Origin of the sequence: Streptomyces sp. SAT1, from assembly GCF_001654495.1 — a bacterium.
In the GTDB taxonomy this organism is placed as follows: Bacteria; Actinomycetota; Actinomycetes; order Streptomycetales; family Streptomycetaceae; genus Streptomyces; species Streptomyces andamanensis.
Genome location: NZ_CP015849.1, coordinates 5,141,494 through 5,164,228 on the forward strand (window position 1 = coordinate 5,141,494; position 22,735 = coordinate 5,164,228).

General features: G+C 73.3%; 16 protein-coding genes. 14 read left to right on the forward strand and 2 right to left on the reverse strand.

Going from position 1 to position 22,735, the window contains the following annotated elements; all coding sequences use genetic code 11:
* Positions 1 to 10: 10 nt before the first annotated feature.
* From gatB to A8713_RS34735, 8 genes are all read left to right on the forward strand, one after another.
* On the forward strand, positions 11 to 1,525 hold the full coding sequence (gene gatB, locus A8713_RS22315; protein ID WP_064535389.1) for an Asp-tRNA(Asn)/Glu-tRNA(Gln) amidotransferase subunit GatB: 1,515 nt from the start codon (positions 11 to 13) through the stop codon (positions 1,523 to 1,525).
* A gap of 164 nt (positions 1,526 to 1,689) precedes the next feature.
* Positions 1,690 to 2,100, forward strand: a complete 411-nt coding sequence (locus A8713_RS22320; RefSeq protein ID WP_173860891.1) for a hypothetical protein — start codon at positions 1,690 to 1,692, stop codon at positions 2,098 to 2,100.
* Positions 2,101 to 2,414: 314 nt separating this feature from the next.
* Positions 2,415 to 4,706 carry an MMPL family transporter gene (locus A8713_RS22325; RefSeq protein WP_064535391.1) on the forward strand — a complete coding sequence of 764 codons (2,292 nt, stop codon included), beginning with the start codon at positions 2,415 to 2,417 and terminating at the stop codon, positions 4,704 to 4,706.
* Positions 4,684 to 5,259 (forward strand): GNAT family N-acetyltransferase, encoded by a 576-nt coding sequence (locus tag A8713_RS22330; RefSeq protein ID WP_064535392.1) that lies wholly within the window; start codon positions 4,684 to 4,686, stop codon positions 5,257 to 5,259. The genes A8713_RS22325 and A8713_RS22330 overlap by 23 nt, the downstream gene beginning before the upstream one ends.
* Positions 5,260 to 5,293: 34 nt before the next feature.
* A complete protein-coding gene (locus A8713_RS22335; RefSeq protein WP_064535393.1) occupies positions 5,294 to 5,938 on the forward strand; it encodes a hypothetical protein in 645 nt (214 codons plus the stop codon).
* Positions 5,939 to 6,121: 183 nt separating this feature from the next.
* Complete coding sequence (locus A8713_RS22340) at positions 6,122 to 6,307, forward strand: hypothetical protein (RefSeq protein WP_064535394.1); 186 nt, start codon at positions 6,122 to 6,124, stop codon at positions 6,305 to 6,307.
* 119 nt (positions 6,308 to 6,426) lie between these two features.
* Positions 6,427 to 9,474 (forward strand): helix-turn-helix transcriptional regulator, encoded by a 3,048-nt coding sequence (locus tag A8713_RS22345; protein WP_064535395.1) that lies wholly within the window; start codon positions 6,427 to 6,429, stop codon positions 9,472 to 9,474.
* 34 nt (positions 9,475 to 9,508) lie between these two features.
* On the forward strand, positions 9,509 to 9,763 hold the full coding sequence (locus A8713_RS34735; protein WP_064535396.1) for a DUF6191 domain-containing protein: 255 nt from the start codon (positions 9,509 to 9,511) through the stop codon (positions 9,761 to 9,763).
* A gap of 54 nt (positions 9,764 to 9,817) precedes the next feature.
* Here A8713_RS34735 and A8713_RS22355 read toward each other — a convergent pair whose 3' ends face one another.
* Both A8713_RS22355 and A8713_RS22360 read right to left on the reverse strand, forming a co-directional pair.
* Complete coding sequence (locus tag A8713_RS22355) at positions 9,818 to 10,978, reverse strand: PQQ-dependent sugar dehydrogenase (protein ID WP_064535397.1); 1,161 nt, start codon at positions 10,976 to 10,978, stop codon at positions 9,818 to 9,820.
* 135 nt (positions 10,979 to 11,113) lie between these two features.
* Positions 11,114 to 12,112 (reverse strand): aldo/keto reductase, encoded by a 999-nt coding sequence (locus A8713_RS22360; protein WP_079159076.1) that lies wholly within the window; start codon positions 12,110 to 12,112, stop codon positions 11,114 to 11,116.
* Positions 12,113 to 12,189: 77 nt separating this feature from the next.
* On the opposite strand from A8713_RS22360, the gene A8713_RS22365 reads away from it, so the two are divergent.
* The 6 genes from A8713_RS22365 (at position 12,190) to serA (ending at position 22,646) form a co-directional block, all read left to right on the forward strand.
* Entirely contained in the window at positions 12,190 to 13,152 is a 963-nt protein-coding gene (locus tag A8713_RS22365) for a 2-hydroxyacid dehydrogenase (protein ID WP_173860892.1), read from the forward strand.
* 531 nt (positions 13,153 to 13,683) lie between these two features.
* Positions 13,684 to 16,971, forward strand: a complete 3,288-nt coding sequence (locus A8713_RS22370; protein ID WP_064535399.1) for a putative bifunctional diguanylate cyclase/phosphodiesterase — start codon at positions 13,684 to 13,686, stop codon at positions 16,969 to 16,971.
* A gap of 264 nt (positions 16,972 to 17,235) precedes the next feature.
* Complete coding sequence (locus A8713_RS22375) at positions 17,236 to 19,083, forward strand: acetolactate synthase large subunit (protein ID WP_107440686.1); 1,848 nt, start codon at positions 17,236 to 17,238, stop codon at positions 19,081 to 19,083.
* 34 nt (positions 19,084 to 19,117) lie between these two features.
* On the forward strand, positions 19,118 to 19,645 hold the full coding sequence (gene ilvN / locus A8713_RS22380) for an acetolactate synthase small subunit (protein WP_018568644.1): 528 nt from the start codon (positions 19,118 to 19,120) through the stop codon (positions 19,643 to 19,645).
* 126 nt (positions 19,646 to 19,771) lie between these two features.
* On the forward strand, positions 19,772 to 20,770 hold the full coding sequence (ilvC, locus tag A8713_RS22385; RefSeq protein ID WP_064535401.1) for a ketol-acid reductoisomerase: 999 nt from the start codon (positions 19,772 to 19,774) through the stop codon (positions 20,768 to 20,770).
* 286 nt (positions 20,771 to 21,056) lie between these two features.
* Positions 21,057 to 22,646 carry a phosphoglycerate dehydrogenase gene (gene serA, locus A8713_RS22390; protein ID WP_018569351.1) on the forward strand — a complete coding sequence of 530 codons (1,590 nt, stop codon included), beginning with the start codon at positions 21,057 to 21,059 and terminating at the stop codon, positions 22,644 to 22,646.
* The last annotated feature ends 89 nt before the right edge of the window (positions 22,647 to 22,735 follow it).

Consider the following 22,735-nt stretch of genomic DNA (forward strand, 5'->3'; position numbering starts at 1 on the left):
AGTTTTCACCGTGACCACCACGACCGACCTGGTGTCGTACGAGGACGCGCTGGCGTCGTACGACCCCGTCATGGGCCTTGAGGTCCATGTCGAACTCGGCACCAAGACGAAGATGTTCTGCGGCTGTTCGACGGCGCTCGGCGCCGAGCCGAACTCCCAGACCTGCCCGGTCTGCCTCGGCATGCCCGGCGCGCTCCCGGTCGTCAACGCGACCGGCGTCGAGTCCGCGATCAAGATCGGCCTCGCGCTGAACTGCTCGATCGCCGAATGGTGCCGCTTCGCCCGGAAGAACTACTTCTATCCGGACATGCCGAAGAACTTCCAGACCTCCCAGTACGACGAGCCGATCGCCTTCGACGGCTACCTCGACGTGCAGCTGGAGGACGGCGAGACCTTCCGCGTGGAGATCGAGCGCGCCCACATGGAGGAGGACACCGGCAAGTCGACGCACGTCGGCGGTGCCACCGGCCGCATCCACGGCGCGTCCCACTCCCTGCTCGACTACAACCGCGCCGGCATCCCGCTCATCGAGATCGTCACCAAGCCGATCGTCGGGGCCGGCGAGCGCGCCCCGGAGGTCGCCAAGGCCTACGTGCGCGAGCTGCGCGAGGTCATCCGTGCCCTGGGTGTCTCCGAGGCCCGCATGGAGATGGGCCAGATGCGCTGCGACGTGAACCTGTCGCTGATGCCCAAGGACGCCGACAAGTTCGGCACCCGCAGCGAGACCAAGAACGTGAACTCGCTGCGCTCCGTCGAGCGCGCCGCCCGGTTCGAGATCCAGCGGCACGCCGCGGTGCTCTCCTCCGGCGGCACCATCGTCCAGGAGACCCGCCACTTCCACGAGGACACCGGTTCCACCACCTCGGGCCGCATCAAGGAGGAGGCCGAGGACTACCGGTACTTCCCGGAGCCCGACCTGGTCCCGGTGGCCCCCTCCCGCGAGTGGGTGGAGCAGCTCCGGGCCGCCCTGCCCGAGCCCCCGCTGGCCCGCCGCACCCGCCTCCTGGCGGAGTGGGGCATCACGGCCACCGACATGCAGGCCATCCTCAACGCCGGTGCGCTGGACCTGATCGTCGCCACCATCGACGCCGGGTCCGACGCCACCTCCGCCCGCAAGTGGTGGATGGGCGAGCTGGCGCGCAGCGCCAACGAGTCCGGCAGCTCCCTGGACGAGCTGGCGATCACGCCGCAGCAGGTCGCCCGGGTCACCGAGCTGGTGACCTCCGGCGATCTGAACGACAAGCTCGCCCGCCAGGTCATCGAGGGCGTCCTCGCGGGCGAGGGCACCCCGGACGAGGTCGTCGACAAGCGCGGCCTCAAGGTCGTCTCCGACGAGGGCGCGCTGACCGCCGCCGTCGACGAGGCCATCGCCGGCAACCCGGGCGTCGCGGACAAGATCCGCGGCGGCAAGGTGGCGGCGGCCGGTGCGCTGGTCGGCGCGGTCATGAAGGCCACGCGCGGCCAGGCGGACGCGGCCCGCGTCAAGGAACTGATCCTGGAGAAGCTCGGCGTCAGCGAGGGCTGAGCCGCCCGAGGCCGCCCGAGCCGCCACCAAGGGGGGATGCATCGCACCCGATGCATCCCCCCTTGGTGTGTCGCCGTCCGTCCCCGCGGTGCCTGTGCCTCCGCTTTCCGTCCGCACCACCCCCCTGTCCGGGCCGCCGCACCGGGCCGCTACGCTCGCCCGCCATGAGTGGACGCGCCGCCCCCGAGACGCCCGCCGCGATATCCCCGGCACCGACCGCCCTCCTGGACGACGATCCGACCAGGGGCGTTCCGACCGGAAACGATGTGACCGGAGACGATCCGGCCGGGGACGACCGGGACGAGGACGACGGCCACCCGGAAGGCGTCACCGTCGCCCGCCGCGCCCGCTGGACGGCGGCCGGGGCCGGTGCCCTGCTGGCGCTCGCCGGTTGCGCCGCCGCCCTGCTGCGGCTCGCCGACGCGTCCTCCGCCCGCGTACCGGCCGCCTACGCCGCCGGGGCCGCCGTCTGCGCCTGCGCGGCCGTCCTCGGGCAGCGCGGCCGCACCCGGCGGGCCCTGTGGCTCCTGGTCGCCGGGGTCATGATGATGGCCCTCGGCGACCAGCCCGGCTGACCGCCCCGCGAGCCCCGCGAGCCCCGCGAGCCCCGCGAGCCCCGCGAGCCCTGCGAGACCTGCGAGACCTACGAGCCCCGCGACCACGCTTCCGTGACGGTCCCTCCCGCTGTGTGAGCGGACCGGCAGCCGGTTCACCCGATCGCGGGTGAACAGGGCCGCATTCCTGTGAGTAACGCCACGAATGCGCTAAACGATCACATTCGCCTGCAAGAGTGTTTTCACCTTGCTCATGCGTTCTTTGCGGGCCGTTCCGTTCATGGACGACTGTTCCCGGTCAAAGATCCCCATACAGTCCTCTGGGAGCACGTTTCGTGGCAGCCCTCGCGCGCTGGTGTGTCCGGTACCGCCTCGTCACCGTCCTGCTCTGGCTGCTGGCCCTCGGCGGGGTCTCGGTCGCCGCCGCCGTCGCCGGCCCGGCGTACTCCAACGACTACGAGGTCCCCGGCACCGACTCGGGCCGCGCCACCCAGCTGCTGCGCCAGGGCTTTCCCGGCCTCGGCGGGGACAGCGACACCGTCGTCTGGCACACCGAGGACGGCACCGTGCGCGCCGCCGACGTCGAGCAGACGATGACCCGGGCCCTGGACCGCATCGAGGCGCTGCCCGAGGTGGCCTCCGTGACCAGCCCGTACAAGGGCCAGAGTGCCCAGGGCGGCCAGGGCGGCCAGGGCGGCCAGAGCACGGACCGGATCAGCCGGGACGGCCGCACCGCCTACGCGACGGTGACCTTCACCCGCCCGGCCCAGGACATCACCGAGGCCCAGGCGAAAGCCGTCGTGCACACCGCCAAGGAGGCACAGGGCGACGGACTCCAGGTGGAGCTGGGCGGCAGTGCCGTCGGCGCCACCCAGTCCTCCGGCGGGCACCTGGCGGAGATCCTGGGCGTCGCCGTGGCCGGTGTGGTGCTGCTGCTCGCCTTCGGCTCGCCCGCCGCCTCCCTGCTGCCCATCGCCACCGCGCTGGTCAGCGTCGGCACCGCCCACGCCGCCATCGGGCTGCTCGGCCACGCCATGACGGTGGCCGACTTCGCGCCCATGCTCGGCATGCTCATCGGCCTCGGCGTCGGCATCGACTATGCGCTGTTCATCGTCACCCGCCACCGGCGCGGCCTCAAACGCGGACTCGGCGTCACCGAGGCCGCCACGAACGCCGTCGCCACCACCGGCCGGGCCGTTGTCTTCGCCGGCGCCACCGTCTGCATCGCGCTGCTGGGCATGCTGATCCTGCGGCTCGGCTTCCTCAACGGCGTCGCCCTCGCCGCCGCCTCCACCGTCGTCCTCACCGTCGCGGCCTCGGTGACCCTGCTGCCCGCCCTGCTGTCCTTCATCGGACCGCGCGCCCTCAGCCGCCGCGAGCGCCGCCGGCTCGCCGAGCACGGACCGCAGCCCGAACTGCCCACCGGGTTCGCCGCCCGCTGGTCGGCCTTCGTGGAGCGCCGGCCCAAGCTGCTGGGCGCCCTCGCCCTCGCCGTGGTCACCGTGCTCGCCCTGCCCACGCTCTTCCTGCACCTGGGCACCTCCGACCAGGGCAACGACCCGGCCTCCTCGACCACCCGGCGGGCCTACGACCTGATCGCCGACGGTTTCGGGCCCGGCGTCAACGGCCCGCTCACCCTGGTCACCCGCGTCGACGGCGCCGCCGACCGGCTCGCCCTGGACAACCTGGGCACCACCCTGCGCGCCACCGACGGCGTCGCCGCCGTCACCCCGGTGACCTACAACACCGGCGGCACCACCGCCACCCTGAGCGTCGTCCCCGACTCGGCGCCCCAGTCGCAGCGCACCAGCGACCTCGTCGACCGGCTGCGCGAACGGGTGCTGCCGCGCGCCGAGACCGGCACCTCGCTCGATGTGCACGTCGGCGGGGTGACCGCCGGATACGACGACTTCGCCGGGGTGATCGTCGGCCGGCTGCCGCTGTTCGTCGGCGTGGTCGTCGGCCTCGGCTGCGTCCTGCTGCTGCTCGCCTTCCGGTCGGTGGGCATCCCGCTCAAGGCCGCCGCCATGAACGTCGCCGCCGTCGCCGCCTCCTTCGGCGTCGTCGTCACGATCTTCCAGTGGGGCTGGGGCAGCGAGTTCCTCGGCCTCGGCCGGGCCGGGCCCATCGAGCCGTTCCTGCCCGTGATCATGGTCTCGGTGCTCTTCGGGCTCTCCATGGACTACCAGGTCTTCCTGGTCAGCCGGATGTACGAGGAGTGGCTGGAGACCGGTGACAACCGGCGCGCGGTCCGGGTCGGCCTGGCCGAGACCAGCCGGGTGATCAACTCCGCCGCGGTCATCATGATCTCCGTCTTCCTCGCCTTCGTGCTCGGCGGCGACCGGGTGATCGCCATGTTCGGCATCGCGCTCGCCGCCGCCGTGGCGCTGGACGCGTTCGTGCTGCGCACCCTGCTCGTGCCCGCGCTGATGCACCTCCTCGGACGCGCCAACTGGTGGCTGCCGCGCCGCCTGGACCGTGTCCTGCCCCGCATCAGCATCGAGCCGCCGGAGTGCCGGGCCGCCCATGAGAGGCTCGGCGACGTCACGCCGGACATGGCGGGCCTGGCGAACATGGCGGAACTCGTGAAGGAGCAGCAACCGGATGTACGCGATATCCCTGGGTGACGGCGCGGAACTGCGGCCCCTGGAGCCCTGGCACGCCGAGGAGTTCCTCGCGCACCTCGACCGCGGGCGGGAGTTCATCACCCGGCACATCCCGTTCGGCGCGCACGCCACCGATGTGGACGCCGCCCGCGCCGTCCTGCGGTCGTACGCGGACAAGCGCGCCGCCGACACCGGCTTCCTGCACGGGCTGTGGCTGGCGGACCGGCTGGTGGGCGGGCTGCTGTTCCGGGTCTTCGACGCGGAGACCGGCGTCTGCGAGATCGGCTGCTGGCTGGAGCCCGCCGGGACCGGCAAGGGCCTGGTCACCCGGGGCGCCCGCATTCTCATCGACTGGGCGTTCGACGAGCGGGACATGCACCGCGTGGAGTGGCACGTGTCCTCGGCCAACGAGCCCAGCGTCAACGTCGCCCGGCGCCTCGGTCTGACCCGCGAGGGCGTGCTCCGCGAGCACTACCCCTACCGGGGCGTACGCCAGGACACCGAGATCTGGGCGGTGCTCGCCCCCGAGTGGCGCGCGGCACGCGCGCGCGTGGACAGCGGCGGCGACCGTTAAGGGACCTCTCAGACTGCGTCCGTACGGTGCCCGCATGGGAACCAGGACCGCAGACGAGACCAGCACCACCACCGGCGCCGACACGAAGGACGGGGCGGCCGCCGCCGACTCGGCGGCGGCCACTGCCGGGGCACCGGCGACGGAGGACACGCCGGCCGCCGCCGGGACCGCCTCCGACGCGGAGACCGCCGAGACCGGGGCCGCCACCGCCGCCGAGACCGCCGATGCCGATGCCGAGGCGGAGGCCGAGGCGGACACGGAGGCCGCCGGACCGGCCGCGCCCCGCCCGGCCGGAGTGGGGCAGGGCGCGGCCGCCGTCGTGGCCGCGGCGCTCGGTCTGGTGTCGCTCAGCGGCAGCTGGCTCGGCACCGTCGCCGGTGCGCGCGAACAGCTGACCGGCCAGCTGCGGACCTCCACCACCGCCAGCGTCGCGACGCAGATCAAGGAGGTCTACGGCGACGCCTGGCACACCACCGCGCTGTGGGGCGGGCTGTTCGCGCTGCTCGCCCTGGTCGTCGGCGTCGTGGTGCTCGCCCGGCCCGCGTTCGGGGCGCCGGGCGAGCCGCAGGCGCCCTGGATCAAGTCGGTCGCCTGGGCGGGAGCCGCGCTCGGCGTCCTCGGGCTGCTGCTGGCCGTCCTGAAGTACACCGACGTCCTGCTCGGACTGCCCTCGGCCTGACCCGTCCTCAGAGCCGCCTGGGTACCTTACGGCGGCTCTGAGGCCCCCCCGGGTGCCTCTAAGGCCCCGGGCGCCGCCGAAGATGCGGAACTCGCCCGATGCGGGCCGGCCCCCTGGACGGCGAAAGTGGTCTCAGGCACCGCGAGAAGAGGTGCCGGACACCATTTCACCAGGGGAGACACCATGTTCGCCTACGAACTCCACGAGCTGCGCTCCGCCGAGCTGCGCCACCTGGCCGAGCAGGAGCGGCTGGCCGCCGAGGCGCTGCGCGGGCGCCGCGCCGCCCGCCGCACAGCCTCCCGCGAGGCGCCGGAGGCCGAGTCGCATAGCGGCGGCCCCGGGCGGCACCGGTTCACCCGCGCCGCATGACCGCCCCGGCGCGGCGGGCTCCCGGCCGGCCGGAACCGGGCCGGCGCCCGGTGCCGGGCGGTACCCCGGGATCCGCTCCCGCGCCGAAATCCGCTCCCGCGCTGTCACACCCCCGTGCGATGCTCGGACCCGTGGAGACCAGGTCTGTCAGTCCGGTGTTCGTGGGCCGCGAGCACGAATCGGACACACTGCGCGAAGCGCTCGCCAGGGCGGGCGCGGGAGAGCCGCAGGCCCTGCTGATCGGCGGCGAGGCCGGTGTCGGCAAGACCCGGCTCGTCGAGGAGTTCGCGGCGGCCGCCGCCCGCGGGGGCGCGGTCGTCGCGCTCGGCGGCTGTGTGGAGATGGGCGCCGACGGGCTGCCCTTCGCCGCCTTCTCCACCGCGCTGCGCGCCCTGCGCCGCGAACTGCCCGACGCGCTCGCCGCCGCGAGCGCGGGCCAGGAGGAGGACCTGGCCCGGCTCCTGCCCGAACTGGCCGAGCAGCCCGCCGCGCGCGGCACCGGCCGGCCCGACGAGGAGGGCACGGCCCGCCTCTTCGAGCTCACCGCCCGTCTGCTGGAGCAGATCGGCGCCGGTCACACCGTCCTCCTCGTCCTGGAGGACCTGCACTGGGCCGACGCCTCCACCCGGCACCTGCTCAGCTATCTCTTCCGCACCCTGCGCACCGGCCGGCTGGTCGTCCTGGCCACCTATCGCTCCGACGACATCCACCGCCGCCACCCGCTGCGCCCCCTGCTCGCCGAGCTCGACCGGCTGCGCACGGTCCGCCGCATCGAACTGGAGCGCTTCACCCGGCAGGAGGTCGGCCGCCAGATCGCCGGCATCCTCGCCACCGAACCCGACCCCGCGCAGATCGACCGCATCTTCGAACGCTCCGACGGCAACGCCTTCTTCGTCGAGGAACTGGCCGTCTGCGCCAGCGAGCGCTGCGCCGACCTCAGCGACTCCCTGCGCGATCTGCTCCTCGTCCGCGTCGAGGCCCTGCCCGAGGACGCCCAGCGGGTCGTCCGGATCGCCGCCGAGGGCGGCTCCACCGTCGAGTACCGGCTGCTCGCCGCCGTGGCCCGGCTCGCCGAGGACGACCTCATCGAGGCGCTGCGCGCCGCGGTGAACGCCCACATCCTCACCGCAGCCCCCACCGGCGACGCCTACCGCTTCCGGCACGCCCTGGTCCGCGAGGCCGTCGGCGACGACCTGCTGCCCGGCGAACGCTCCCGCCTCAACCGCCGCTACGCCGAAGCCCTGGAGGCCGACGCCTCCCTCGTCCCCGCCGACCAGCGCGTCCTGCGGCTGGCCAGCTACTGGTACCACGCCCACGACCCCGCCAAGGCGCTGCCCGCCGTCCTCGACGCCTCCGTCACCGCCCGCGCCCGGCACGCCTACAGCGAGCAACTGCGCCTCCTGGAGCGGGCGATGGAGCTGTGGGACACCGCCCCCGCGGACGTGCGCGCCCGGCTGCGCCCGGTGGACTACACCGAGGTCTACCCCCCGTGCGGCTGCGACCCGGCCACCACCCCGCTGCGCTATCTGGACCTGATGGCCGAGGCCGCCGTCGCGGGCCGCCTGTGCGGGGAGCGGGACCGCGCCATGAAGATCATCAAGCGGGCGCTGCGCCATCTGGACGACGACCACGACCCGCTGCGCGCCGCCTGGTTCTGGATCCAGCGCTCCCGTCTGGTCCAGGCGAAGGCCCAGGGCGACGGCTGGCGGGAACTGGCCCGCGCCCAGGACCTGGTGCGCGGCCTGCCGCCCTCCGAGGTGCACGCCGAGGTCCTGGCCAACGTCGCCAACTGGTCCATGATCCACGAGCCCGGCCCCGACGCCTTCTCGGCCGCCGAGCGGGCCGTGGAGTACGCGCGCATGGTCGGCGCCCAGGAGATCGAGATGACCGCCCGCCTCACCCTGGGCGGCCTGCGGGTCGAGGCGGGTGACGTCGACGCCGGACTCGCCGAGATGCGCGAGGTCAACCGGCGCACGGTGGCGGACGGCATCGCCTCCGTGGCCGGCCGCTCCTACGTCAACCTCCCCTCCGAGCTGGAGTCCGTGGGCCGTTCCCGCGAGGCCGTGCCCCTGCTGGAGCAGGGCATCGAGTACACCCGGCGCTTCGGCCGGTTCGACCACGAGGCGTACGTCTGGGGCAATCTCGCCGAGTCGCTGTTCACCCTGGGCCGCTGGGAGGAGGCGGCCGAAGCGGCCTGCCGTTCGCGGCGGGTCGGACAGAGCGCCAGACCGCGCGCCTTCCACGCCCGTATCCGCGCCGAACTCGCCCTCGCCCGCGGCGAGCTGGCCAAGGCCGCCGCCCATCTGGCGGACGGCCGGGCCTACTTCGGCACCCATGACTGCGCCCCGCAGCACACCCTGCCCCTGGTCCGCATCGCCATCGGCGTCGCGGCGGGCGAGGGCCGCCTGCTGGACGCCCGCGCCGAAGCCGGACGCGCCCTCCGGGACGGCTTCCCGCCCGGCACCCAGCGTTACGCCTGGCCGCTGCTGCTGAGCGCCGCCACCGTGGAGACCCGCACGGCCGGGCTGCCCGCCACCGAGGAGGGACGCGCCGACGCCCTCGCCCGCATCCGCCGGGCCGCCGGGGCACTGACCGTCAACGTGCCCGTCTGGCAGGCGTACGAGCGGTGGGTGCACGCCGAGCTCGCGTACGCCGAGGGGAGCGCGGACCCCGAGGACTGGGCGCCGGTCGTCGCCGCCTTCGAGACCCTGGAGCGCCCCTACGAACTGGCCAGGGTCCGGCTGCGCCTGGCCGAGGCGCTGCTCACCGGGGGCGAGGACGGGCGCGAGCGCGCCACGGAACTGCTCCGCCTGTCCCACGCGGTCGCCGAGCATCTGCGGGCCCGGCCGCTGGCCGACTCCGCGGCCCTGCTCGCCCAGCGCGCCCGCCTCTCCCTGACCTGTGCCCCGCCGCCTGGGCCGCCCGAGGATCCCGCCGAGGCCCTGGGCCTCACCCAGCGGGAGCGCGACGTGCTGCGCCTGGTCGCCCGGGGCCGCACCAACCGCCAGATAGCCGAGGAGCTGTTCATCTCACCCAAGACGGCCAGCGTGCACGTATCGAACGTCCTGGCGAAGCTCGGCGTCTCCGGCCGGGGCGAGGCGGCGGCGGTGGCGCACCGGCTGGAGCTCTTCCCCGGCGACCCGCTCACCGCCCCCACGCCCGGCTGAGACGTACGGTGGAGGCGACCGGGAGGGAGGGACCGTGTTCAACGCCTTCGAGGAACTGTTCGCACCGGGCCGCAAGCACACCCACGACGAGCAGAAGCGGCTGGAGCTGAGCCGGGAGGACATCGGGGACAGCGATCCCGGGCGGGGACCGATAGACCTCGCCTCCGGGAAGGTCGTCGTCCGCCCGCCCGGACCCGCGGCCGAAGCCGAGCAGGCCGGGGAAGCCGAGAAAGCCGGGGAGGCCGAGGAAGCCGGGGAGGCCGAGGAAGCCGGGGAGGGCGCCGGGTAGCGGCCGAGCGCGCGCGGCCCGCGCCCCACCCGCCCGACCTCCCCCCCCCGCGCGTCACGTCACCCGGATCTCCAGGATCCGGTCGTCGCCCTTCTTCGGGCTCCCGCGCCCGTCGGTGTTGCTGGTGACCAGCCACAGCCTGCCGTCGCCCGCCGCGGCGACCGTGCGCAGCCGGCCGTACTCACCGGTCAGGAAGGACTGGGGGGCCGCCGAGGCGGCCGTGCCGCGCAGCGGGATCCGCCACAGCCGCTCGCCCTTGAGCCCCGCCATCCAGATCGAGCCGCCGGCGTAGGCGATGCCGCTGGGGGACGCCTGGTCGGTGTGCCACTGGGCGACCGGGTCGCGGTACCTGCGGTCGCCGGACCTCCCCTCCGCTTTCGGCCAGCCGTAGTCGCCGCCGGGCACGATCGCGTTCAGCTCGTCCCAGGTGTCCTGGCCGAACTCGGACGCGAACAGCCGCTGCCGGCCGTCCCAGGCCAGGCCCTGCACATTGCGGTGGCCGTAGGAATACACGGGGGAGTCCGGGAAGGGGTTGCCGGGGGCCGGTTCGCCCTCGGGGGTCAGCCGCAGGATCTTGCCGCCCAGCGACCTGGTGTCCTGGGCCAGGCCGCGTTCCCCGCTCTCGCCGGTGCCCGCGTACAGCATGCCGTCGGGGCCGAAGGCGATCCGGCCGCCGTTGTGCACGAACCCCTTGGGGATGCCCCTGAACACCGTGTCGGGCGCGCCGAGCTGCTCCTTGGGGGGCTTCTTCGGGTCGTACAGCATCCGGACGATGCGGTTGTCGGAGGCGGAGGTGAAGTACGCGTAGACCATGTGGTCGGAGGCGAAGCCGGGGGAGAGGGCGATGCCGAGGAGGCCGCCCTCGCCCTGCGGTGCCACCCCGGAGACGGTGCCCAGTTCCGTCGTACGGCCCGTCCGCTCGTCCACGCGGGTGAGGGTGGCCCGGTCGCGGGAGGAGACGAGCAGCCCGCCGTCCGGCAGCGGGGCCAGGCCCCACGGTGAGTCCAGGCCCTCGGCGACGGTGCGCAGCACGGTGACGGTGCCCTTGGCCGGCGGGGCGCTCTCCCCGGCGGTCCGGCCGGGCGAGGGGCTGGCGGCGGCCGTGCCGGGCGGTGTGCCGCGGTCACCGGGCGGCGGCGGCCCGGACGAGCACCCGGCCGCCAGCAGCAGGGCGGCGGCCAGCGCCCCGGTCACAGCTCCAGCCCGCACGTTCATGCCTGTCCCTTCGACGCGGCGGTCCCCCTCATCTCATACACCCCCGCACCCGGGCCGGGCCTCCGATCGGCCGGATCCCGCCCCGGCAGGCGCCCGCGTCCCGGGACCCCGGATCCGTGCGCGAGCGGCTCCCGCTCAGTCCCACGACCCCCGCGCCGCGGGCAGCGCGCCCAGGTCCGCGAGGTCCCGGGCGGTCAGGCGGAGGTCCGCGGCGGCGGCGTTCTCCGTGACCCAGCGCTCCCGCTTGGCGCCCGGCACGGGGATCACGTGCGGGCCCTGGGCGAGCACCCAGGCCAGGGCCACCTGGGCCGGGGTGACGCCGTCGCCGTGCCGGGCGGCCACCCGGCGCAGACCGGCGACGACCGGCTGGTTGGCGGCCATCATCTCGGCGGTGAAGCGGGGGTGGCGGGCCCGCAGGTCGTCCGGTTCGAACCCCTCGCCGGGGGTGAGCGTGCCGGTCAGGAAGCCGTTGCCGAGCGGCATCGCGGCCAGCAGGCCCACGCCCCGCGCGGTGCACCACGGCAGCAGCGACTCCAGCGCGTCGGGCGACCACACCGACAGTTCGGCCTGCACCGCGCTCACCGGGAACACCTGCTGCACCCGCTCCAGTTGCCGGATCGTTCCGTCATGCAGCCGCCCCCGGGACCGGCGCCCGCCGCGCGCCCCCACCGCGCTCAGCCCGAGCGCCCGCACCTTCCCGGCCCGCACCAGCTCCGCCATCGCCCCCCAGGTCTCCTCCACCGGCACCTCCGGATCGGCCCGGTGCAGCTGGTAGAGGTCGATCACCTCCGTCTGCAACCGCCGCAGCGACGCGTCGCAGGCCCGTCTCACGTAGCCGGGGCGGCCGTTGGCCACGATGTGCTGCTCGCCCACCAGCAGCCCGACCTTGGTCGAGACGAAGGCGTCGGAGCGCCGCTCCTTCAGCACCCGGCCCAGCAGCAGCTCATTGGTGAACGGGCCGTACATGTCGGCGGTGTCCAGCAGCGACGAGCCCAGGTCCAGCGCCCGGTGCGCGGCCCGCAGCGACTCCTCCCCCCGCTGCCGGGACGTGCTGTAGGCCCAGCTCATCGGCATGCAGCCAAGTCCTACGGCCCCCACCGCGAGTGCCGCCGCGCCGATCGTCCTGCGCTCCACCTCGCCGTAACCCTCCCTCTGCTCGGTGGACCAACCTAACCTCTGCGTGCGCGCGCCCCTGGCATAGCCTCCTGACCATGACTGCTGACATATGGCTGCCGCTTCCGCCGGAGGAGATCGAAGGGCTCCCGAAGGGGCCGAACTACCTCTTCTGGGACGGCGGCGACGACGGCGGGCAGGAGTTCCCCGGCGACCCGGCCGACTGCGTGTTCTACGTCGTGCCGTACATGCGTCCCGCCGGCACCGGCATCCGCCCGCTGGAGCGGATGCGCGCGCTGCGGGTCGTGCAGACCCTGTCCGCGGGCACCGACGCCGTCGAGCCCGGTCTGCGGCGCCTCCCGCCGGGCGTGCTGCTGTGCAACGCGCGCGGGGTGCACGAGGCGAGCACGGCGGAGCTGGCCCTGACGCTCGTCCTCGCCTCCCTGCGCGGTGTCCCCGGTTTCGTGCGGGACCAGGACCGCGGCCGGTGGGGCGGGGGCTTCCACCCGGCGCTCGCCGACCGGAGCGTCCTCGTCGTGGGCTACGGGGCCATCGGCGCCGCCATCGAGGACCGGCTGGTGCCCTTCGAGGTGGCGCGCGTGGCGCGGGTGGCGCGCTCCGCGCGCACGACGCCGCGCGGTCCGGTGCACCCGCTCACCGACCTGCCCGCCCTGCTGCCCGACGCCGACGTGGTCATCCTGTCCACGCCGCTGAACGAGACCACGCGCGGCCTGGTGGACGCGGAGTTCCTGGCGCGGATGAAGGACGGCGCGCTCCTGGTGAACGTGGCACGCGGCGGCGTGGTCGACACCGGGGCGCTCCTCGCCGAGCTGGAGCGCGGCCGGATCACCGCCGCCCTCGATGTCACCGACCCCGAGCCGCTGCCGGCCGGCCACCCCCTGTGGCAGGCTCCGGGGGTGCTCATCAGTCCTCATGTCGGCGGACCCACCTCGGCGTTCCGGCCGCGTGCCGAGCGGCTGCTGACGGGGCAATTGCACCGGTTCGTGAACCATGAGCCGCTCGCGAACGTGGTGCTGACGACGGGCGCGGCAGGCGTATAGCCCGCTCCGGGCACCGTCCGCGACCCTCCGGACGCGGGGCGTATTCGCATATGCGCTGGTCGTCACGGAGCGTAGAGGGGCTATGTCCCTGAGTGACGAGACTGGTGTATCGTCCCCGACAGGGGCTGCGCCGTGCACATTCGGCGCCGGGGATGGACATTTCGGACTGTGAGGGGGGCGACGGGCGATGCACGGCCTATGGACGAACGAGACGAACGAGACGAACGATCCGACGCGGCGGAGCCGCCACCGGAGGCCCTGGCACACGGCCGCGTACGACAGCGGCCCGCACGGCGAAGGGCGCGGCGGCGGCCTCGGTGACGGCCGCGGCGACGGCGGCGGCAGCCGAGATGACGGCCGCGGCGGCGACCGGTACGGCGTCGGCGGCGGTGACCGGCATGGCGCCGGTCGCGGTGACCGGTACGGCGGGAGCCGCGGGGACCGGACCGGTGGCCGCCGAAGGCGTCCGCACCCGGCCCGTCCGCGGCCGAGGGGCGCCGGAGAAGCGGCGGTGCGGACCGGGTGGCTCCGGTGAGCCCGCCCGTCTCCGCGGTCACCGCTCCCGACACGGCGCGCCGCGTCCCGCCCCCGCCGCCCGTCCGGCCCGCCGGACCGCCGCCGGCACCGGGCGGCCGGCTCCGGCTCGCGTCCCAGCTGACCCTCGCACTGGTGTGCGCCGGATACGCCGTCGGCTCCGCCTGCGACTGGGGCTCCCGCCAGGCCGCGCTGATCATGGGCGACTTCGGGCTGTCCGCGGCGGCCGGCACCGCCGCCGTCTCGTGCGCCCTGTTCGCCCGGGGCCAGCGCGTCCGCTTCCGCTCCGCCTGGCTGCTGTTCGCCCTCTCCTCGGCGATGGCCTCCCTGGGCAACGGCATCTGGGGGTGGTACGAGGTCGTCCTCGCCGAGCCGGTGCCCAGCCCCAGCTACGCGGACCTGTTCTTCCTGTGCTTCGCACCGCCCGCGATCGTCGGGCTGCTGGTGCTCGCCAAGCGCCCGGTGACCAGGGCCGGCTGGGTCTGCCTGGTGCTGGACGCCTGGCTGATCGGCGGCTCGCTGCTCACCCTCTCCTGGAGCCTCGCGCTCGCCCAGGCGGCCAGATTCGACGGCCCGAGCGTCGCGCACACCGCGCTCTCCCTGGCCTATCCGCTGCTGGACATCGTCCTGGTCAGCATGGTGCTGGCGCTGCACTTCCGGCGCTCACCGCTCAACCGCACCGCGGTGAACACCGCGATCGGCGGCCTCGCCCTGACCGTGCTGAGCGACGCCCTGTTCACCTCGCCGCTGATGCACCACAGCTACCGCTCCGGGCAGTTGCTCGACGCGGGCTGGTTCGCGGGCTCACTGCTGCTGGCGTACGCCCCCTGGGTGGGCCCGCACACCGCGGACCACCGCACCGCGGACCGCCCTGGCACCGGCCTCGGCGCCACCGCCCGGCCCACCGCGGACCACCGCCCCACCGACCACGAGACGGCCGCACCGCACGCCCACGAGACCACCGTCCCGCGCGCGTACGAGATTGCCGTGCCGGGCCCGTCCTCACCCGGACCGGCCGGCCGGGGCGGCACGGCGTACCCGTCGGCCGGCCACGCGCGCGTGGCCGACGGACAGCTGCCCGAGGCCGACGGGCACGCCCCCGCGGGCGACGCCCCCGAGACCGAGGGGCACACGCGCACGGCGTCCGAGCGGGTGCCCGGCCAGCGCCAGGCGCCCCCGCGCCCGGCCGTCCGGCCGCCCGTCCCGGAGACCGCCACCGAGCGGTACCCGGCCACCCGGCCCATCGCCGGCTCCCTCGCGGCCCTGACGCCCTACCTCGCCGCCGCCGTGTGCACGCTGGGCGTGCTGTACAACGTGCTGAACGGCCACAGCGTCGACCGGGTGGTACTGATCACCGCCGGTGCCGTGGTGCTCGCCCTCGTCGTGCGCCAGGGCATCATGCTGCTCGACAACATCGCCCTCACCCAGGAACTGGCCCAGAAGGAGAACCACTTCCGCTCCCTGGTGCAGGGCTCCAGCGACGTCATCATGATCGCCGCGCCCAACGGCATCCTCAGATACGTCTCCCCGGCCGCCGCCGGGGTGTACGGCCGCCCCGCCGAGGAACTGGTCGGCACCGAGCTCGCCGGTCTCATCCACCCGGAGGACCTCGGCTGCGTGGTCCACGAGGTGCGCCGCTTCCTCGCCGCCAGCCCGCACGAGGAGCCCACCACCCGCATCGAGTGCCGGTTCCGCTCCGGCGGGGGCGCCTCCCGCTCCGGCGAGGACGGGAGCGGGGGAGGCTGGCTCAACGTCGAGTCGACCATCAACCGTCACCACGGCGGCCTCATCTTCAACAGCCGGGACGTCACCGAGCGGGTGCGCCTCCAGGCGCAGCTCCAGCACAACGCCGAGCACGACCCGCTCACCGACCTGCCCAACCGGGCGCTGTTCACCCGGCGCGTGCAGCAGGCGCTGTCCGGCCGCCGCTCCACCGACCGGGGCACCGCCGTGCTCTTCATCGACCTCGACGGCTTCAAGGCCGTCAACGACACCATCGGGCACCAGGCCGGGGACGCGCTGCTCGTCCAGGCCGCCCGCAGACTCCACGACGCGGTCCGCCACGGGGACACCGCCTCCCGGCTCGGCGGCGACGAGTTCGCCGCGCTCATCGTCGGCGACGGCACCCGCGACCGCACCGCCCGCGAGGGGCACATCCTGGAACTGGCCGACCGCCTGCGCGTCACCCTCTCGCAGCCCTACCTCATCGACGGCAACGATGTCCGCGTGGCCGCCTCCATCGGCGTCGCCTTCGCCGAGCCGGGCCTCGGCGCGGGCGAGCTGCTGCGCAACGCCGACCTCGCCATGTACCGCGCCAAGGCGGCCGGAAAGGGCCGTGTCGAGCTGTACAGGCCGCAGATGCAGCAGGACGTCGTCCGCAAGGCGGAACTGGCCACCCGGCTCAGGTCCGCGCTGCACGACGGCGAGTTCACGCTGCTGCACCAGCCGGTGGTGTGCCTGGCCACCGGCCGGATCACCTCGGTGGCCGCCCAGGCGCGCTGGCGCTCCTCCCAGGGGGTGCTGTTCACGCCCGCCGAGTTCCTGCGGGTCTCCGAGGACAGCGACCGGACGGCCGAGCTGGGCCGCTGGATGCTGGAGGAGGCCGTGGAGCAGGCCGCCGAGCGCGCCAGGACCGGCCTGAACGTGTCGGTGGTGGTCCGCGTCGGAGCGCGCCGCCTGGTGGACCGCTCCATGCCGCCGGGCACCGTCGAGGCCCTGCTGAGCCGGTACGGGCTGCCCTCCGGGTCGCTCGTGGTCGAGCTGGCCGACACCGACCCGCGGGTGTCGCCGGACGAGCTGGAGCGCCGTCTGTCCGCCCTCAGCCGGATCGGCGTACGCATCGCCCTGGACGGCTTCGGCAGCGGCCACGGCGCCCTCATGGCCCTGCGCCGCCTCCCCGTCGACGTGCTCAAGCTCGACCGCTCCCTGGTCGAGGGGGTCGTCGAGTCGGCCCGGCTGCACAAGATCACCGGCGGGCTGCTGCGGATGGCGGGCGACCTGGGTCTCCAGTCGGTGGCCGACGGAGTGGACCTGCCCGAGCAGGCGGCCGCGCTGCGCGCGATGGGCTGCACCCACGGCCAGGGCATGGCGTTCTCCGGCCCGCTGGACGAGTACCGGCTGCGCCGGGCGCTCGCTTCCGGCCACTACCCGGTGCACCACGGAGCGGCCGAACCGGCCTTCGCGGGCGCCGGCGGGGCGGGCATCCGCGCCGGTCAGCTGCCGGTCGTCTTCGGCGGCGGGGCGAGCCTTCGCCCACATGATGAGACTCCCGTCCCACCCACTTGACAGTGGATGCGTGCCGGGGGGAGGGTCATTTCCATGCGCACCCGAATTCTCGTACTTGGACAGCGCGTCGGCTGAGCTGGGACCCAGCGGATGACTCCGCGGACCCCAGCGACCCTCACCGGCGCGCTCCCCTCGCTTGCCTCACGGCACGAGGGGTTTTTTGTTGCACGGACACTTGCCGCACCGCGGTCCCAGACCGTGCGAACCTGGCGAAAGCCGACACCCGAACCCTCGCAGAACCTCAGCATCGAGAAGAGAATGCCGATGACCGAGCAGGCCACCGGGGCCCACCATCCGCAGCCGCGGCCCCGATCCGGAGGACACCAGTCCGCGCCCGAGCACGTCACGGGTGCGAAGTCCCTCATCCGCTCTCTCGAGGAGGTCGGGGTCGACACCGTGTTCGGCATTCCCGGTGGCACGATCCTTCCCGCGTACGACCCGATGATGGACTCCAGCCGGGTGCGCCACGTGCTGGTGAGGCACGAACAGGGCGCGGGCCACGCGGCCACCGGCTACGCCCAGGCGACCGGCAAGGTCGGAGTCTGCATGGCCACTTCGGGCCCCGGCGCCACCAACCTGGTGACCCCGATCGCCGACGCCAACATGGACTCGGTGCCGCTGGTCGCCATCACCGGCCAGGTCGTCTCCAAGGCGATCGGCACCGACGCCTTCCAGGAGGCGGACATCGTCGGCATCACGATGCCGATCACCAAGCACAGCTTCCTGGTCACCCGGGCGGAGGACATCCCGAGGACGATCGCGGAGGCGTTCCACATCGCCTCCACCGGCCGCCCCGGCCCGGTCCTGGTCGACATCCCCAAGGACATCCTCCAGGCGCAGACCACCTTCTCCTGGCCGCCCGTCACGGACCTGCCCGGCTACCGGCCCGTCACCAAGCCGCACGCCAAGCAGATCCGCGAGGCCGCCAAGCTCATCACCGCCGCCAAGCGGCCGGTCCTCTACGTCGGCGGCGGCGTCCTGAAGGCCGGGGCCACCGCCGAGCTGAAGGTGCTGGCCGAACTGACCGGAGCGCCCGTCACCACCACCCTGATGGCGCTCGGCGCGTTCCCCGACAGCCACCCGCTGCACGTGGGGATGCCGGGCATGCACGGTGCGGTCACCGCCGTCACCGCGCTGCAGAAGGCCGACCTGATCGTCGCCCTCGGAGCCCGCTTCGACGACCGCGTCACCGGCAAGCTGGACAGCTTCGCCCCGCACGCCAAGATCGTCCACGCCGACATCGACCCCGCCGAGATCGGCAAGAACCGCGAGGCCGACGTGCCGATCGTCGGCGACGCCCGCGAGGTCATCGCCGACCTGGTCCAGGCCGTCCAGAAGGAGCACGCCGAGGGCCACCGCGGCGACTACACCGCCTGGTGGAACGACCTCAGCCGCTGGCGCGAGACCTACCCGCTCGGCTACGACCAGCCCGCGGACGGCTCGCTGTCCCCGCAGGCGGTCATCGAGCGGATCGGGCAGCTCGCCCCCGAGGGCACCATCTTCGCGGCGGGCGTCGGCCAGCACCAGATGTGGGCCGCGCACTTCGTCCAGTACGAACAGCCCGCCACCTGGCTGAACTCCGGCGGCGCCGGGACCATGGGCTACGCCGTCCCGGCCGCCATGGGCGCCAAGGCGGGCAGGCCCGAGCGGACCGTCTGGGCGATCGACGGCGACGGCTGCTTCCAGATGACCAACCAGGAACTGACCACCTGCGCCCTGAACAACATCCCGATCAAGGTCGCCGTCATCAACAACGGCGCCCTCGGGATGGTCCGCCAGTGGCAGACCCTCTTCTACAACCAGCGCTACTCCAACACGGTCCTGCACTCGGGCCCCGACGACGTCAACCCGGACGCCCGCGGCACCCGCGTCCCCGACTTCGTGAAGCTGTCGGAGGCCATGGGCTGCTACGCGATCCGCTGCGAGCGCCCCGAGGACCTGGACAAGGTCATCGAGGAGGCCAACGCGGTCAACGACCGCCCGGTCGTCGTCGACTTCATCGTCCACGAGGACGCGATGGTCTGGCCGATGGTCGCCGCCGGCACCTCCAACGACGAGATCATGGCCGCCCGGGACGTCCGCCCCGACTTCGGCGACAACGACGACGACTGAGAGCCGTCCGGGACTTCAGGAAGGTACGCCCGTCATGTCCACCAAGCACACGCTCTCGGTCCTGGTCGAGAACACCCCCGGCATCCTCGCCCGGATCGCCGCCCTGTTCTCCCGCCGCGGCTTCAACATCGACTCGCTCGCGGTCGGCGTCACCGAGCACCCCGACATCTCCCGCATCACCATCGTGGTCGGTGTGGAGGACCTGCCGCTGGAGCAGGTGACCAAGCAGCTCAACAAGCTCGTCAACGTGCTGAAGATCGTCGAACTGGAACCCGGTTCGGCCGTGCAGCGCGAACTCGTCCTGGTGAAGGTGCGCGCCGACAACGAGACGCGCTCCCAGATCACCGAGATCGTCCAGCTCTTCCGCGCCAAGACGGTCGACGTCTCCCCGGAGGCCGTGACCATCGAGGCCACCGGATCCAGCGACAAGCTGACCGCCATGCTCAAGATGCTGGAGCAGTACGGCATCAAGGAGCTGGTGCAGTCCGGCACCATCGCGATCGGCCGCGGCGCCCGTTCGATCACGGACCGGTCGCTGCGCGCCCTCGACCGATCGGCGTAACGACACACGGCGACGCGTACGGGCGCGCGGGCGACACCGCCGCCCGTATGCCGAGACCCGCAAACTTCCCGCCCCCTCACCGGCATACGGTGGGACGCACAACCCGCACACCAAGGAGAGAACCCAGTGGCCGAGCTGTTCTACGACGCCGACGCCGACCTGTCCATCATCCAGGGCCGCAAGGTCGCGGTCATCGGTTACGGCAGCCAGGGTCACGCCCATGCCCTGTCGCTGCGCGACTCGGGTGTCGACGTGCGGGTGGGTCTGCACGAGGGGTCCAAGTCGAAGGCGAAGGCCGAGGAGCAGGGCCTGCGCGTGGTGAGCCCGTCCGAGGCCGCGGCCGAGGCCGACGTCATCATGATCCTGGTGCCGGACCCGATCCAGGCCCAGGTCTACGAGGAGCACATCGCGCCGAACCTGAAGGACGGCGACGCGCTGTTCTTCGGGCACGGCCTGAACATCCGCTACGGCTTCATCAAGCCCCCGGCCGGTGTCGACGTCTGCATGGTCGCCCCCAAGGGCCCCGGCCACCTGGTGCGCCGCCAGTACGAGGAGGGCCGCGGCGTCCCGTGCATCGTGGCCGTCGAGCAGGACGCCTCCGGCAACGCCTTCGCGCTGGCCCTGTCCTACGCCAAGGGCATCGGCGGCACCCGCGCCGGCGTCATCAAGACCACCTTCACCGAGGAGACCGAGACCGACCTCTTCGGCGAGCAGGCCGTGCTGTGCGGCGGCACCGCCGCGCTGGTCAAGGCCGGTTTCGAGACGCTGGTCGAGGCGGGCTACCAGCCGGAGATCGCCTACTTCGAGTGCCTGCACGAGCTGAAGCTGATCGTCGACCTCATGTACGAGGGCGGCCTGGAGAAGATGCGCTGGTCGATCTCCGAGACCGCCGAGTGGGGCGACTACGTCACCGGCCCGCGCATCATCACCGACGCCACCAAGGCCGAGATGAAGAAGGTCCTCGCCGAGATCCAGGACGGCACCTTCGCCAAGAACTGGATGGACGAGTACCACGGCGGCCTCAAGCGGTACAACGAGTACAAGAAGCAGGACTCCGAGCACCTGCTGGAGACCACCGGCAAGGAGCTGCGCAAGCTCATGAGCTGGGTCGACGAGGAGGCGTAAGCCTCAGGGCCGAGGGGTCGGAGCCGGTGCTCCGGCCCCTTCGCCGCACCCGGGGCGGCGCCGTCTCCCACGGCGGACCGGCGGCGTTGTCCACCCCGTCCAGCCACGGACGGGTGATCCTTCCGCAGCGGCGTAATACGACGCACGCGACGCCACTACACTGCTGCACAACAACGCGTCAGGCCCACAGCGTCGTGCGTCTTCCACGCGGCTAGCATCCCGCCCACTCCACCGCCTGCGGCCGTCGGGACGGCCGTCCGCACGCATTGGATTTGTGAGGACTCACGTGAGCTCGAAACCTGTCGTACTCATCGCTGAAGAGCTGTCGCCCGCGACCGTCGACGCACTCGGTCCGGACTTCGAGATCCGGCACTGCAACGGCGCCGACCGGGCCGAACTGCTCCCCGCCATCGCCGACGTCGACGCGATCCTGATCCGCTCGGCCACCAAGGTCGACGCCGAGGCCGTCGCCGCCGCCCGCAAGCTCAAGGTCGTCGCCCGCGCCGGTGTCGGCCTGGACAACGTGGACGTCTCCGCCGCCACCAAGGCCGGCGTGATGGTCGTCAACGCCCCGACCTCCAACATCGTGACCGCCGCCGAACTGGCCTGCGGTCTGCTCCTCGCCACCGCCCGCAACATCCCGCAGGCCAACGCCGCGCTGAAGAACAGCGAGTGGAAGCGCAGCAAGTACACCGGCGTCGAGCTGGCCGAGAAGACCCTCGGCGTCGTCGGCCTCGGCCGCATCGGCGCCCTGGTCGCCCAGCGCATGTCCGCCTTCGGCATGAAGGTCGTCGCCTACGACCCGTACGTGCAGCCCGCGCGGGCCGCGCAGATGGGCGTCAAGGTGCTGACGCTGGACGAGCTGCTGGAGGTCTCCGACTTCATCACCGTCCACCTGCCCAAGACCCCCGAGACGCTCGGCCTGATCGGCGAGGACGCGCTGCACAAGGTCAAGCCGACCGTGCGCATCGTCAACGCCGCGCGCGGCGGCATCGTCGACGAGGAGGCGCTGTACTCGGCGCTGAAGGAGGGCCGGGTCGCCGGCGCGGGCCTGGACGTGTACGCCAAGGAGCCGTGCACCGACTCCCCGCTCTTCGAGTTCGACCAGGTCGTCTGCACCCCGCACCTGGGCGCCTCCACGGACGAGGCGCAGGAGAAGGCGGGCATCGCCGTCGCCAGGTCGGTGCGCCTCGCCCTCGCCGGTGAGCTGGTGCCGGACGCGGTCAACGTGCAGGGCGGCGTCATCGCCGAGGACGTCAAGCCGGGCCTCCCGCTCGCCGAGCGCCTGGGCCGCATCTTCACGGCGCTCGCCGGTGAGGTCGCCGTCCGCCTCGACGTCGAGGTCTACGGCGAGATCACCCAGCACGACGTGAAGGTCCTGGAGCTGTCCGCGCTCAAGGGCGTCTTCGAGGACGTCGTCGACGAGACGGTCTCCTACGTCAACGCGCCGCTGTTCGCGCAGGAGCGTGGTGTCGAGGTCCGCCTGACCACGAGCAGCGAGTCCGCCGACCACCGCAACGTGGTCACGGTGCGCGGCACCCTCGCCGACGGCGAGGAGGTGTCGGTCTCCGGCACCCTCGCCGGACCCAAGCACGTGCAGAAGATCGTCGCCGTCGGCGAGTACGACGTCGACCTCGCGCTCGCCGACCACATGGTCGTCCTGCGCTACGAGGACCGTCCCGGTGTCGTCGGCACGGTGGGCCGGGTCATCGGCGAGGCGGGCATCAACATCGCCGGTATGCAGGTGGCCCGCGCGGGCGTGGGCGGCGAGGCGCTGGCCGTGCTGACCGTGGACGACACGGTTCCGGCCGGGGTGCTCGCGGAGGTCTCGGCGGAGATCGGGGCCACCTCGGCCCGTTCCGTGAACCTGGTCTGACGCGCCGGAGGCCGGGGCCGTCGGCCGACGACGGCGAGACTCACGAGAGGCACCGGAAGGCGCCGGGTGAGCTGGAGTTCCCAGCTCAC